The organism is Mesorhizobium sp. M1428 (assembly GCF_040317515.1).
GTDB lineage: Bacteria > Pseudomonadota > Alphaproteobacteria > Rhizobiales > Rhizobiaceae > Mesorhizobium.
Genome location: NZ_JAMYKT010000020.1, coordinates 24,102 through 38,568, shown reverse-complemented (window position 1 = coordinate 38,568; position 14,467 = coordinate 24,102). Strand labels below are relative to the sequence as shown.

At 62.8% G+C, this 14,467-nt stretch carries 12 protein-coding genes; 5 read left to right on the top strand and 7 right to left on the bottom strand.

The features are described 5' to 3' along the window. Positions 1–5: 5 nt before the first annotated feature. From NKG60_RS23970 to NKG60_RS23955, 4 genes are all read right to left on the bottom strand, one after another. Entirely contained in the window at positions 6–650 is a 645-nt protein-coding gene (locus tag NKG60_RS23970) for a carbonic anhydrase (RefSeq protein WP_352670456.1), read from the bottom strand. A gap of 167 nt (positions 651–817) precedes the next feature. Beyond that, entirely contained in the window at positions 818–1,843 is a 1,026-nt protein-coding gene (locus tag NKG60_RS23965; protein ID WP_352670453.1) for a transporter, read from the bottom strand. 87 nt (positions 1,844–1,930) lie between these two features. Next, complete coding sequence (locus NKG60_RS23960; RefSeq protein WP_352670451.1) at positions 1,931–3,535, bottom strand: inorganic phosphate transporter; 1,605 nt, start codon at positions 3,533–3,535, stop codon at positions 1,931–1,933. A gap of 145 nt (positions 3,536–3,680) precedes the next feature. After that, positions 3,681–4,217, bottom strand: coding sequence for a TetR/AcrR family transcriptional regulator (locus NKG60_RS23955; RefSeq protein WP_352670449.1), 537 nt, complete (start codon positions 4,215–4,217; stop codon positions 3,681–3,683). 150 nt (positions 4,218–4,367) lie between these two features. Here NKG60_RS23955 and NKG60_RS23950 point away from each other — a divergent pair, with 150 nt between their 5' ends. Then, positions 4,368–5,645, top strand: coding sequence for an efflux RND transporter periplasmic adaptor subunit (locus NKG60_RS23950; protein WP_502903482.1), 1,278 nt, complete (start codon positions 4,368–4,370; stop codon positions 5,643–5,645). After that, a complete protein-coding gene (locus tag NKG60_RS23945; protein ID WP_352670446.1) occupies positions 5,642–8,725 on the top strand; it encodes an efflux RND transporter permease subunit in 3,084 nt (1,027 codons plus the stop codon). The genes NKG60_RS23950 and NKG60_RS23945 overlap by 4 nt, the downstream gene beginning before the upstream one ends. Before the next feature lie 60 nt (positions 8,726–8,785). On the opposite strand, the gene NKG60_RS23940 is transcribed toward NKG60_RS23945, so the two are convergent. Further along, positions 8,786–9,247: a L,D-transpeptidase gene (locus tag NKG60_RS23940; RefSeq protein WP_352975753.1), complete on the bottom strand. Its 462-nt coding sequence runs from the start codon at positions 9,245–9,247 to the stop codon at positions 8,786–8,788. Positions 9,248–9,847: 600 nt separating this feature from the next. Here NKG60_RS23940 and NKG60_RS23935 point away from each other — a divergent pair. Next, positions 9,848–10,015 (top strand): hypothetical protein, encoded by a 168-nt coding sequence (locus tag NKG60_RS23935; RefSeq protein WP_023721318.1) that lies wholly within the window; start codon positions 9,848–9,850, stop codon positions 10,013–10,015. A gap of 83 nt (positions 10,016–10,098) precedes the next feature. On the opposite strand, the gene NKG60_RS23930 is transcribed toward NKG60_RS23935, so the two are convergent. Continuing rightward, positions 10,099–10,785 (bottom strand): winged helix-turn-helix domain-containing protein, encoded by a 687-nt coding sequence (locus NKG60_RS23930; protein WP_352670440.1) that lies wholly within the window; start codon positions 10,783–10,785, stop codon positions 10,099–10,101. 46 nt (positions 10,786–10,831) lie between these two features. Here NKG60_RS23930 and NKG60_RS23925 point away from each other — a divergent pair, with 46 nt between their 5' ends. Both NKG60_RS23925 and NKG60_RS23920 read left to right on the top strand, forming a co-directional pair. Then, positions 10,832–11,611, top strand: coding sequence for a response regulator (locus NKG60_RS23925; RefSeq protein WP_352492215.1), 780 nt, complete (start codon positions 10,832–10,834; stop codon positions 11,609–11,611). Positions 11,612–11,657: 46 nt separating this feature from the next. Beyond that, positions 11,658–13,745, top strand: a complete 2,088-nt coding sequence (locus NKG60_RS23920; protein WP_352975751.1) for a PAS domain S-box protein — start codon at positions 11,658–11,660, stop codon at positions 13,743–13,745. Positions 13,746–13,835: 90 nt separating this feature from the next. Here the strand turns inward: NKG60_RS23920 and NKG60_RS23915 are convergent, their stop codons facing one another. Beyond that, the gene (locus tag NKG60_RS23915; RefSeq protein WP_352670435.1) at positions 13,836–14,240 is read right to left on the bottom strand and encodes a hypothetical protein; all 405 of its coding nucleotides are present in this window, start codon (positions 14,238–14,240) and stop codon (positions 13,836–13,838) included. Positions 14,241–14,467: the final 227 nt, after the last annotated feature.

The following is a 14,467-nucleotide window of genomic DNA, read 5'->3' as shown; positions in this document are numbered from 1 at the left end:
GCCTCCTACTCCGTGTCGGGCCGCTCGAAATCGCCGGTGTCCTTGTTCATCACCCAAAGCTCCCCGGTCGAAATATCGAACCAGGCGCCGTGAAGTGACAGCCGCCCCTTGCCTTCGAGGATCGAAACACAAGGGAAGGTGCGCAGATTGGCAATGGAATAGCGGATCGAGATGCGCTCCAGTGCCGTCTGGCGCTCGGTCGCGGTCATGAAGGTGCTCGACGATACGGTCTCGGCCGCCGGCGCGATCAGGCTCATCCATTTGCCGATGAAATCACCCGGCGACAACGGCGCGGCCGTGGTGTCGAGTGCCGCGCGGATGCCGCCGCAGCGGCCGTGACCCATCACCACGATGTTCTTGACCTTGAGGCTCTGCACGGCAAATTCGAGCGCCGCCGATGTCGAGTGGAACTGATCGTCGGGCGCATAGGGCGGCACCAGATTGCCGACATTGCGCAGCACGAACAACTCGCCTGGCCCGGCATCGAAGATCGCTTCAGGCGCGGCGCGGGAATCGCAGCAGGCGACGATCATCGTTTCCGGTGCCTGGCCCTCCCGCGCCAGCGCGCGATAACGCCCGCTTTCGGTGAGATACCGACCGCTCATGAAGTTGCGGTAGCCGGTGAGAAGATGCTCGGGAAGGTGAGGCATGGGCAGCGATGGGAGCCTTTCCGGGTTAAAGGCACGGTTCAATCCCGAAAGGCTCTAGCGCATCGGCCCGAAAATCGGAACCGATTTTCGGAGGGCGGGATGGCGTGGTTTCGACGTGCCAGCCCGTACTTTGCATACGGGTGAACGAACGGCGCCATTAATCGGCCTCAGAACCGCAGATTGGCGCCGGCGCGCAGCAGAAGCCAGTAGAACAGGCCGGTCGCGCCAACCGCCAGCAGCATCGCCAGGAAGAAGCCGCTAGGACTCTCGGCAAATGGCAGTCCGCCCGTGTTCATGCCGAAAATGCCGACGATCAGCGTTCCCGGCAAAAGCAGCGCGCTCATCACCGCCAGCGCCTTGAGGCTGCGGTTCGATTCGTCGGCAAGCTCAGCCGCAAGCTCCTCCTGCAGCAGCCTTGCCCGGTCGTTGATCATGACGACCTCGCGGTCGAGCCGTTCAAGGCGCGCAGCAAGCCGGCGCAAAACTTCATGTGCGCCGGCGGAAAGGTTCCAGACGGAACGGTCTTCATCCTGGAAAAGGGCCGCCAGGGCCGAGATCGGCCGATGCAGGGATACGGCAAGGCGGCGCACATCCTTCAGCTGCCGTCTTTCGTCGGCAAGCCGCTCGGTCACGAGATGATCCTCGACCGCATCCAGCCGCTTCGTCGCCGCGGCGAGCCGCAGGCTGGTGGTCTTGCAAAAAGCCATGACCAGCGTTTCGAACAGTTCGAATGCCGTGGCCGGCCGCAGCCCCGCGGCAAGGGCAGTGTGCACTTCCTCCACCGCCGCCAGCGGATGCCGGCGGCCGGTGACCAGCAGCCGCTCCGAGACCGCAAAATGCAATCTGCCGATGGTCGTCGACTGATGAGCGATCTCGCCATGCAGGTCGGCCGAAATGCCGTGGACGACGCCATTCTCATGCGCCAGCACCAGGCTGTCCTCATGTCCTTCGAGGATTGCATGAGCCGACGCCGGCAGCGCGCAGGCGTGGCTGACCCAGGAATGGGCGCGCCGGTCGACAAGGTCGACATGCAGCCAGACCCAGCCGTCCGCTGAGGCTAGCGCGGCCTCTATGTCTCGGGGCGCCAGCGGTTCGGGAGCTTTGCCGGGAGCGGCATGATAGGCCCAGACCAGCCCAGGAGTATGGTGCTGATCGTCCGCGGCAAGCAATGTCAGATGCGATGCGTCATTCATGGCCGCCGCCGAAACAATGCACGTTCAGGTGATCCGGGCGGCGCCGGGGCCGGCGCCGCGACATTCTGGTCAAAACCCTGCCCCCGCTCAGAACACCTGGCGGAAGATGACGAACAACACGAAGGCAAGACAGATGGAGGCCGGAAGGGTCAGTATCCAGGCCATCAGCATGTTGCGCACCGTCGACCATTGCAGGCCCGAACCATTCGCCGCCATGGTGCCGGCAACGCCCGAGGACAGCACATGGGTGGTCGAGACCGGCAGGCCGAGATAGTCGGCCGATGCGATCGTCGCCATCGCGACAAGCTCGGCGGACGCACCCTGACCATAGGTCAGATGGCTTTTGCCGATCTTCTCGCCGACAGTGACGACTATGCGCTTCCAGCCGACCATGGTGCCGAGGCCGAGCGCAAGCGCGATGGCGACCTTGACCCAGAGCGGGATGAACTTCGTCGCGTTGTCGACCGCCTTATGATAGGTCGTCACCGCCTTCAGGTCGTCTGCCTCCATCGGCAGCAGCTTCTTCTTGTCTATCAGCTTCAGCGCTTCACCAATAAGATAGATGTTGTTGCGGGCGTTGCTGACCAGCGTTGTCGGCAGCTTTTCCACGGACGGATAGGGCGACAACATGGCGCTGGTGTCGTGGATGAAGCTCTGCAGGGCAGGCGTGGTCTCGTCCTTCCATGTCTTGGTGCGAACGGCGTCACCGACCACGGTCGCCGCGTCGGTCACGGCGACGCTGGGCTTGACGTATTTGCCGAGTACCGTTTCGACCTGCGTCGCCGCGGACTTGTAAGCTTCGAGATAGTTCACGTCCGGTGTGCGGTTGAGCGCGAAGGCGGTCGGCACCACGCCGATCAGGATGAGCATGATGAGGCCCATGCCCTTTTGCCCGTCATTGGAGCCGTGGGCAAAGCTGACGCCGGTGCAGGTAAAGATAAGCAGCGCGCGGATCCACAGTGGCGGCGGCGCGCTCGACTTGGGCGCCTCGTAGAGCTCGCGGTTCCTGACCAGCAGCTTCATCAGCAGAAGCAGCAGCGCGGCCAGGCCGAATCCGACCAGCGGCGAGATCAGAAGCGACAGGCCGACATTGGATGCCTGTGACCAGTCGACGCCGCTGGTGACGGAGCCGGCCGGGGCCATGAACTGGTTGGCGAGACCGACGCCGATGATCGAACCGATCAGCGTGTGCGAGCTCGAGGCAGGCAGGCCGAGATACCAGGTTCCGAGGTTCCACATGATCGCTGCGACCAGCAGCGCGAAGACCATGGCTAGCCCCGCGCTCGACCCGACCTGAAGGATCAACTCGACCGGCAGCAGCGAAATGATGCCGAAGGCGACCGCCCCGCTGGCGGTAAGCACGCCGAGGAAGTTGAAGAAGCCGGACCACATCACCGCAAGCTCGGCCGGCATGGAATGCGTGTAGATCACGGTTGCCACCGCATTGGCGGTGTCGTGGAAACCGTTGACGAATTCGAAGCCGAGCGCGATCAGCAGCGCCAGCCCAAGCAGGATCCACGGCACCGCGACGGTGCTGGTCAGGTCCTGGCTGAGCGCGTAGCCGACATAGGCAAGGCTGCCCAGAATGATGGTGGCAAAGGCCGGCAGAAACCATTTGCCGGTGCCGTTTGGCCGGTCAAGCGGATGCTCCGGCCTTGGAATTCCTGCCTCGCTTGAAACAATATCGACCATATCCCACTCCTCCTGCGTTGCAGCAAAGAATGGGAGGACGCTATGTCGGTACAATGAAGCCTGTGTGACGGCAGGCACTTTGGGTTGACGCAAACGGGCGATCGAAGCGACCGAGGCAACTGAACCCGGCCGGCGCATTCCTGGACTATTCCGCTATCTCCAGCAGCGTCGATATCAGCAGCCGGCGCTCTTCGGCGGAGAGAATGTCCGAGCCGAACAGGTTCATGCTGCGAAGCCCTTCGATGGCGAGATAGCAGACCAGCAGCGCCCTGAGGTTAGGAGTCTCCCCCTTCAGCTGCTGGAACAGCTGCCGCCTGAACGATTTTATCGGCGTCAGGAAATCGGGATCCTCGGCAATCGCCGAAAAAATCCAGGACGCCGACGGTTTCGACTCCTCCGCATGCTCGGCCGAAAGCCTGATATAGGCCGCAAGCGGGCTCTCTCCGCTGACGCCGTTGGTGCGGGCGGCCTCAAGCGCCTGCTGGAACGCACTGAGGTAATCCTCCACCAGCGCCTGCATCAATTTCGCCTTGGTCGGGAAATTGTAGAGAAGACCACCCTTCGACACGCCGGCACGGCTGGCGACCGCATCCAGCGACAGGCTGCCAGGACCCGTCTCGCGCGCCACGGCGGCGGCGGCGGCGAGAATTTTCTCGCGCGAATTTGCTCTGCGGGCCTTCATCAAGCGTTCCCCATTCATTAGCTTAGGCGGAATTGACAAGACCGTCCAGACGGTACAGTAAGATCGCCGTCATTTGAAATTGGGACCAGTCACAGGTATGTGTTCCGGTCGTCCGACCGTTATGCTGGGCCATGGCCGAGGGAACTGTTCGTGATCAAGCGCTTCATCATCGCCTTCATTCTGCTCGTGCTGGTGTGCGGCGGCATCGTCGGCTTCAACCTGTTTCGCGACAATGCGATCAAACAGTTCTTCGCCACCATGAAGCCGCCGGCCACGACCGTGTCGACGGTCATCGTCAAACCGATGTCCTGGACGCCCGGCATCGAGGCGATCGGCACTGTCAGTGCCGTGCGCGGTGTCGACCTCACGGTCGAAACCGCCGGCATCGTCAAGGACATCCTGTTCCATGCCAATCAGAAAGTCGCCGCCAACGCCGTGCTGCTGCAGCTCGACGATGAAGTCGAGCGAGCCGATCTCGTGGCGTCGAAGGCGCAAGCCACATCCGACCAGACGACGCTGATGCGCGCTCTCGAGCTGCAGAAGCGTGGGGTCGGTACCGACGCTACGCTCGACACGGCACAGGCAGCGGCATCGGTCTCCGCTGCGCAGGTAAACAAGCTGCAAGCGGTGCTCGACCAAAAGCAGTTGACGGCGCCCTTCAAGGGCACCGTCGGTATTCCGAAAATCGACCTTGGGCAGTATCTCACACCCGGCACCGCCGTCGTGACCTTGCAGGACATGGATACGATGCGTGTCGATTTCACCGTGCCGGAGCAGCAGCTTCCGCAGCTGAAGATCGGACAGACGGTACGGCTCGGCGTCGGCGGCGACGACATGCCGTTCGCCGGCAGCATCCGCGGTATCGATCCGAAGATCGACCCGACCAGCCGGCTGGTGACGGTGAGGGCGGAGGTCGGCAATCCGGAAGGCAAGCTGACACCCGGTCAGTTCGTCCAGGTGCGCGTCGAACTGCCCGAGGAGAACAACGTGCTGGCGCTGCCGCAGACGGCGCTGACTTCCAGCCTGTACGGTGACTTCGTCTTCGTGGTGCGCCCGGCCAAATCCGGCGAAGCCAACGGGGCGGCTCCCGAGGCGAAGCCGGAGGAAAAGTCGGCTGCAGATGCTGCCAAGCCCGCAGCCGAAGCACCCGCGGCAAAACCCGAAGAAAAGCCGGCCGCTACCCCAGCCAAACCGGCAGCGGAAGCCAAACCGGCAGCGGAAGAACAGAAGCCACAGCTCGTGCTCGCCCAGGTGTTCGTCAAGCCAGGCCGCCACAACGCCGGCCTGGTCGAGATCCTGGAGGGTATCGAGCCCGGCGACGAAGTCGTTACCGCCGGCCAGAACCGGCTCTCCAACGGCATGTCCGTTGCCGTCGACAACACGATCGATCCGAGCAAGCCAGGGAACCAGCAGGCAGCCCAGCAATGAGCTTTTCCGACCTCTTCATCCGCCGCCCGGTCCTTTCGACCGTGCTTGCCTGCATGATCCTGCTTCTGGGTTTTCAGGGCATCTTCAACCTTTCGATCCGCCAGTATCCAGAGGTTGAAGAAACGGCCATCACGATCACCACGGCCTATCCCGGCGCCAGCGCCGACCTGATCCAGGGGTTCATTTCCGCGCCGATCGCGCGTGCCGTCGCTTCGACCGAAAACATCGATTATGTCACGTCGTCGAGCCGGCCGTCCTCCAGCACCGTGACGGTGCAGATGAAGCTCGGCTCCGACCCCGACGTCGCGCTGAACGAAGTCTTGTCGAAGGTTCAGAGCGTTCGCGGCGATCTGCCGGACGAAACCAAAGACCCGGTGATCGTCAAGGGCACCGGCCAGCAGTTCGCGATGATGTACATCTCGATGCAGAACCCGAACATGACGCCGGAACAGCTCACCGAATATATCGAGCGTGTCGTGCGGCCGCGTATCTCGACGGTCGAAGGTGTTGCCGACGTGCAGATTTTCGGCGCCGCCGAATATTCGATGCGTGTCTGGATCGACCCGATCAAACTGGCGGCGCGCGGCGTGACGGCGGCGGAAGTGCTGACGGCCATCAACGAATCGAATTTCCTCTCCGCGCCCGGCGATACCGAAAACAAATATGTGGCTTCCTCGATCACGGTTCGCTCGACCCTGCAGACGCCGGAGGCTTTCGCTGCCCTTCCGCTCCGCTCGAAAGACGGCAATGTGGTGAGACTGCGCGACGTGGCCCGCGTCGAGCTCGCCGCGGTGAGCACCGACACCAGGGTCACCTTCAACGGCAAGCCCGGCATCTTTCTCGCCATCTTTCCGACGCCGGCCGCCAATCCGCTGACCACCGCGGCGGCGATCCACAAGATCGTGCCGACCATCCAGGAGACGCTGCCGCTCGGCATGACGATCGAGATCGTCTATGATTCGACCGAGCAGATCAGCGCGTCGATCGAGGAGGTGTTCAAGACCATCGGCGAGGCGGTCGCCATCGTCATCGTCGTCATCCTGCTCTTCCTCGGCTCGTTCCGCTCGGTGCTGATGCCGATCGTGACCATTCCGCTGTCGCTGATCGGCGTCTGTTTCCTGCTGTTTTCTTTGGGTTATTCGATCAACCTCTTATCCTTGCTGGCCATGGTGCTGGCGATCGGACTGGTTGTTGACGATGCCATCGTGGTGGTGGAAAACATCCACCGCCACATGGAGGAAGACGGTTTGTCGCCGATGCAGGCGGCCTTCAATGGCATGCGGGAGATCTCGTCCGCCGTCGTCGCCATGACGATAACGCTGGCCGCGGTGTTCGCGCCGCTGGCCTTCACCGGCGGTCTGACAGGCGCACTGTTTCGCGAATTCGCGGTGACGCTTGCCGGCTCGGTGGTGCTTTCGGGTGTCGTCGCCCTCACCATCACGCCGATGATGTCGGCACGTATCCTGAGGTCCGGCTCGCACAGCCGTTTCCAGCGCATCGTCGACAATACGTTCGGGCGCGTCGAACACGTCTATGAGCGGCTGGTCACCGGTTCGTTGAACTATCGCCCGGTGACGCTGATGATCGTCCTCGCGCTGGTCGCCACGACCGGTTTCATGTTCACCAAGACCTCGAGCGAACTGGCGCCGGAAGAAGACCAGGGCTTCTTGCTGTCTATTGTGAACGCGCCGCGCTATGCGACGTCGGACTACACCGAGACCTATGTGAATCAGATTCTCGGGCTGGTGAATGATATCCCCGAAACCAGGGCGCGGTTCTCCGCCGTCGCGTTCCAAGGCCCGACGAACAGCGCTTTCGTCGGCTTTGCGTTCAAGGACTGGGCCGAGCGCGCGCGCAGCTCGAAGGAACTTCAGGAAGACATCACTGCCCGCCTTGCCAAGGTGGCAGGCGTCGAGGCTTTCGTCTTCGCGCCGCCGACGCTGCCCGGCTCCGGCGGCGGCCTGCCAATCACAATGGTGGTGCGCTCGACCGGCGAGGCCTCCCAGGTTTACGAGGCGGCCGAGAACATCAAGAACAAGGCGCAGGCCTCCGGTCGCTTCCTCGCCGTGCAGAATTCGATGTCCTACGACGCGCCGGAAGTGACGGTGACGATCGACCGCGACCGCGCAGCGGCGCTCAACCTGCCGATCGCCGACATCGGCCGGACGCTGACCCTGTTGGTCGGTGGCGCCGAGGTGGCGCAATTTGACCGCGAATCCAACAGCTACGACATCATCCCGCAGGTACCGCAGCAATTCCGCGACAATCCCGAAAAGCTGGGCGAGTATTTCGTGCGCAGCGTGTCGGGCGAGATGGTGCCGCTCTCGGCGGTGGTGAAGATCTCGACCAACGCGTCGCCGGCCGCCATCGAGCAGTTCAACCAGTTGAACTCGGCCACGATTTCCGCTCTGCCATTGCCCACCGTCACCACCGGTGACGGGCTGAAGACCATCGAGGACATTGCCAGGGAAAGCCTGCCCGACACGTTCTTCATCGACTATACCGGCCAGTCGCGGCAGGAGAAGCAACAGGGCTACACGATCATCATCGCCTTCGCGGCGGCGGTGCTCGTCATCTACTTGGTGCTGGCGGCGCAATTCGAGAGCTTCCGCGACCCACTGATCATCATGATGGCGGTGCCGCTCTCGATCTTCGGCGCGATCGTGCCGCTTAATATCGGGCTCGGCACGCTCAACATCTACACCCAGGTCGGCTTGATCACGCTGATCGGCCTGATCACCAAGCACGGCATCCTTTTGGTCGAGTTCGCCAACCAGCAGCGTGAAATGCACGGCATGCGGCGGCGCGATGCGATCATCGCGTCCGCCAGGGTGCGGCTGCGGCCGATCCTGATGACGACGGCGGCGATGGCGCTCGGCGTGGTGCCGCTGATCATCTCCAGCGGCGCTGGTGCCGCGGCACGCTATTCGATGGGCCTGGTGATCTTCACCGGCATCCTGGTCGGAACCATGTTCACGCTGTTCGTGGTGCCGATGTTCTACACCTTTATCGCCAGCAAGGACCTGCCGCATCATGCCGAAAAGCCGGATCCGAAGCTGATGCCGGTAATGCCAGATTAGATTCCGCTAATAAAGAAGGCCGGATCTCCGGCCTTTTTTGAGAGCGACGAGAGGCATCGCTCATTTGACGATGACGATGCTGGTGTTGGCCGGGCCGAAGACCTCGACGAGCTGGTAGAAATCGGCGGCGTTGTCTGGATGCAGACGCACCCAGCCATGCGAGGCCGGCTGGCCGAGGCGCTTGATGGCGCTTGTCGCATGTACGGCGTAGCCGCCGCTGAAGAACACCGAATGCGGCATCGGGGCGTTGTCGTATTTCTTCGAATACCACATTTCATGCATGCGGGTCGGCTTGAACGAACCGGTCGGCGTGACGTGCGTCCTGTCGCCGGTCGAGACCTTCCAGGCGAATGTCGGCCGGCCGTCGACCAGGATTTCCATGGTCTGCTGTGACAGCGACACACGCGCGACGATCTTGTTGGCGGCGTGGGCTGCGCCGTTGCCGGCACTGACAAGCAAGGCAGTACCGGTGATGACGGCGGCGGCGATGTTGATGAGCTTGGCGGAAATGGCAGTGCACATGATGTCCCCCTTATTCTGCCGGTCGGGGCCGGCTCAATTCGATGACCGGCTTATCGGGACGTCATGTTTCAAGCCGATTTCGCTAGATGCTCGTTTGTGTTTCGATTCTGTTTCCCGTGGTTAACAGAAAAGGTCCGTGCAAAGCGGCTTGCAGTTGCACGACGTCGTCATGACGGCGGCGTGTTTGCCTAGGCGGATCGGCCAAACCGCGGCACGAATACGCGATTTCTTTTCGTTTGAGAGGAATTCACCTGACTCCGAAACCGAGCTGCAACAAAGCGCGGCTTCGGCGGCATGATCCGGATACAGCGAACAGAGAAAGTTGACCTAACGAAAACAGCCGGCAACGAACGATCGGAAGCCAACACTGTTTTCGCTACGGTCTGGATTGGTCTGGACAGTTTCCAGCCTGCGCGTCGGCCGGCTCAAGCCCCTCTGGCGGGGGCGGCTTAGGGCCGTTGAGGATGCGCGGCGCCTCCGGCAACTTGCAGCCGAGAGGACCGAAGGCCCGCGCCGCAACGGGGGGCTCCGCGGGCGGCGCGGGCGCTTCGGGGGTTCCCCTGAAGTGCCCGCAAATTCCAATCTTGAGGAACGAACAGGATGAAAACGAAATTCGCTGCTTCCGTGCTTTCCGCCCTGCTCTACGTGCAGGGCCTGCTCGGCATTGCCGGCCTCGCCACCGTGCTGCTGAAGGAACGTGCCCATGCCGGCGAAGTCAGCACGAACAGTGATATGCCGTCCGGCCCGTCGCTTCTCGTGGTGCGCTGAGGAAAGAGCATCGGGACTCCAAGAGTGGAAAACCGGTTTTGCGAAAACCCGATGCTCAAGACAAAAGGGTGGCCGTCCTGCATTCAATCGGCGAATTGCGTCGGCGGATCGAACCGGTAACCCGCACCCCGTATGGTGGTGATGGTTTCGGTATCGAGCTTGCGGCGCAGCCGCACGATGCGCGAATCGATCGACCGATCGAAGGCTTCGGCATTTTCGGCGGGCGCGGCGGCGATGATGTCGTCCCGCGTCAGCACCTTGCGCGGGCTGGCCAGGAACAGCCTGAGCAGCGCCACCTGCCCGGGGGACAGCTGTTCTTCCGTGCCCGAGCGGTGCATGACAATTGCCGATCGGAGATCGACGGTCGCGTTCTCCAGCACGATCAGTTCCCCGGCGCTCCTGCCGCGCCGAGCCAGAAGGCCGCCGATGCGAGCGGCAAGCTCCCTGACATTGAGCGGGCTTTCGACGACGTCGGCGGCGCCGAGTTCGAGTGCCAGAACCTTGTCGACCAGATCGGCCGGGCGGCAGATCAGGATGAAATCCGGTCCACCTTCGCCGCCATGTCGCCTGAGCAGGTCGCGCCCCTCCGCCTGGCTGACGCTGTCGCCGACAACCACGACATCGATACCCTTTTCCGAAAGCAGCGATTCGGCTTCCCACGGCTGTCGCGCCGCGCGGACGTCATGCCCGCGCCGCTCGAGATGATCGGCGAGATCGGTCGCGATTACTTCAGCGACGGAAACAAGCGCGATAACGGATCGTGCAGCCATGTTTTTCTACCCCGCATGCGGCAACCCAAGAAGAGTGCTGGACATCATGTTTATACCCAATCTACTTTCCGCTGAAAGCGGGAGCGAAAGCATCGTGCGGGCACGAATTGTCATTGTCGAGGACGAGCCCGACCTGAGGGACGCGGTCGCCGAGTATCTCGGCGCCAGCGGCTATGATGTCGCTACGGCCGAAAGTGCGGCGGCGGCGCGCGACCTCCTGGAAACCCAGTCTTTCCATCTGGCCATTCTCGACATCGCCATGCCGGGCGAGGACGGCCTGTCGCTCGGCCGCTGGATGCGGTCGAAAATGCCGATCGGAATCATCTATGCGACGGCCGCCGGTACCGCGCTCGACCGCATCGTCGGACTGGAGCTCGGCGCCGACGATTACATCGTCAAGCCTTACGAATTGCGCGAAGTGCTGGCCAGGGTGCGCAGCGTGCTGCGTCGCGTTCCTGAGCCGACCGAGCCACAAAAGGCCAAGGCTGAAACATCCGGCGGCCGCCGGTCCGTGAGCTTCGGACCCTTTCACGCCGATCTCGACGGCAGGCTCGTCACCGGCGCCAACGGCGCGGTCATCGACATGGCCAAGAGCGAGTTCGACGTGCTGGAGGTGTTCCTGACGCGCGCCAACCGGCTGTTGACGCGGGCGGCGATCTCCGAGGCGATCGGTTTCGTCGAGGACCCGGAATCGTCCCGCGCCGTCGACATCCGCATCATGCGGCTGAGAAAGAAGATCGAGGCAGATCCAGCCAATCCGAAATTCCTGCGCACGGTGCGCGGCGAAGGCTATATCTTCTCGCTGCCAGCCGGGGAAAACAACTAAGGCCCGGCGGCTTGAGCAAGCCACGGCCAGGAAATGACGGCTGACCATGACAGCTGAAACAACACGCGCGGACGTGCAGGGCGCCAGGCAGGGCGCGGCGATGGCGGCCGTGCATGTGGTTCGCCGGCTACGCGAAGCCGGCGACTGGCAGCGCGAGATGGAGGGTATTCTCCAAACGCTGTGCGAAGCCATGGATTGTCACCGCGGCATCCTGTTTCGCCTGCGCGAACTGCCAGGCCAGGGCTTCGCCCAGTCGGTCGCCGCTTATTGGATTGCCCCCCGGTTTGGCGGCGAACTGGCGTCACCGACAGTCATCGTGCAGTCGGTCGTCGATTCGGACCCATTGCTGGAACGGCTGGCGGAGGACGAGCGTCAAGGCAAGATCTTCGCCGGGCACACACGCGATCTCGAAGGCTTTCTGCGGACGGATTTCGAAAAGCAGAACATCAAGTCGTTCCTGTCGGTGTCGGTCTTTTCGCATGGTAATTTGTGGGGCACGCTGGCGGTCAACGACTGCATCCACGAACGCGAATGGACCGACCAGGAAGAGGCGGCGCTGCACATGGTGGCACTCGCCATCGGCGATGCCATCGAACGGTCGCCCTCCGACGCGCATGCCAGCGACGTCATTCGCCGCACCATGCTGCAGGCCTCGCTCGACGCCATCATCGTCATCGACGAGACCGGCTCGATCATCGAATTCAATCCGGCCGCCGAGAAGATGTTCGGCTATCGGCGCAGCGATATCCTCGGCAAGGACCTGCTCGATACGGTCGTGCCGGAATATTACCGCAAGGGCTATGCGTCGGGTGCCGAATACATGTCGGGCCGCGGCGCGCCGATGGTCGGCCAACGGCTTGAAACGGTCACCCAGAATGCCGCCGGTGAGGTTTTTCCGATCGAGCTGACCGCAACCGAGATGCGCGTCGCCGATCGCCAGCTGATCTTCGGCTCCATCCGCGACCTGCGCGACAAGTTGCGGGCTGAGGAGGAAATCAACCGCCAGCGCGAAAAACTGCACCAGAACGAGAAGATGGCGGCAATGGGCTCGCTGCTTGCCGGCGTTTCGCACGAGCTCAACAATCCGCTGGCCGTGGTTGTCGCCCAGTCGACGCTGCTGCACGAATTCGCCGCCGATCCGCAGACCAAGGTGCGCGCCGAAAAGGTGCGCGCCGCTGCCGAGCGCTGCGGCCGTATCGTCAAAAGCTTCCTGTCGATGGTCCGCCTGCACCCGGCGGCACAGGCCGAAACCGATCTCAACCAGGTGATCCGCGCCGCACTCGAAGTGACCGCCTATGGTGCACGGTCGAGCGGCATCATCATCGACACCGATTTCGCCAGCGGTCCGCTGCTGGCCATGGCCGATGCCGACCACGTGACGCAGGTGGCCGCCAACTTCCTCATCAACAGCCAGCACGCCTTGGCCGGCGTTGCCGGCGACCGCCGGATCAAGGTCCGGACCTTTCGCAGCGACCGCGGCAATCCCGGATTCTCGGTCGAGGACAACGGACCAGGCGTGCCGGAAGCGATACGCTCACGCATATTCGAATCCTATTTCACCACCAAGCCGGTCGGCGTCGGTACCGGCATCGGTCTGTCGATCTCGAAATCGATCATCGAGCGGCACAATGGCAATATCTGGTTCGAGGAGGTTTCGCCGAGAGGTGTGCGTTTTGTCGTGCAGCTGCCGGCGATCGCTGCCGGCGCGGCCGCCGCCGGCGAAGCTCCGTCGCGGTCGAGCGGCTTGCGTCACGCGCTGATCATAGACGATGAGCCGGATGTCGCGGCGTCGCTGTCCGATATTCTGGAACTGATGGGCATCAAGTCGCGGATTGTGCCGGCCTGGGTCTCGGCCGCCGCGACGCTGAGCGGCCATGTGCCGCCGGACATCGTGTTTTCCGATTTGCGCATGCCCGGTACCAGCGGCATAGCCGCCTATCGCGAGCTACTCGCCGAAATGCCGGGTCTGGCGCGGCGCTTCGTGCTTGTCACCGGCGATCTGATCGGCGCGAAAGGCGAGATCGAGGCGCTGCCGGCGCAGCAGCGGCCGCCAATCCTCGAAAAACCGTTCAGCACGCTGGATGTGCGCGGCGTGCTCTCGGCCATTGCCGAGCAGGCCGCTCTGGGCGGCTAGACTCCGCGATCTCCCCCCGGAAGAAAAAAGGCTCCCGGCCGACATTGCGGCGGGAGCCTGACTGGAGTGCTGGAGGGCGCTCGCAAAAAATCAAAAAACGTTCGGCGTATCAGCCAGCGGGGCGGCATTGGCGATCATGCGGACCGGTCGTGCCTTGCCCGACTGGGCAGCGATGACGCGCAGGCAATCCAGGCTCTCGGCGCCCCAGGCCTGCCCCTTGCAGGCAAAATCTATCTCCGGCATCGCCAGGCGCGCCGTCTTGGTGGTGGTTATCGCGCCATCGATGAGGTTGGCCGGCGGGTTTAGTGAGGCGAAGGCCGGACCGACGGTCGGCGTCAACGCCATGCCGGCAAATGCGGCAGCCGCCAACAGCATGAACATCGCCATTGGATGATCACTGGCGCGCTGGCGCAGCGCCAGCTTCGGGCGCCGGTCGTTACGCTGGGGACCCTGCTGGCGAAGGTCGGTATCGGTGATCTGGATTTTCGTAGGCATCGTCGTTTCCTTCGGTCTTCTTCTTTTCCCTGTTGAAACGAACTTAATCGCACCTTGTAACCGGCCAACGATGATGGATTAACGATTGTGTAACCGGCATGAAACCAAGCCCGCGGCCATTCCCGGGCAAACCGATCAGGCGTAGCTGGCAGCACCGGTGGCATTCCGTGGTCGTTTTCCGCTACCCACGGCACCAGATCCACGTCGCCTTTCCAGGCCCACGGAGC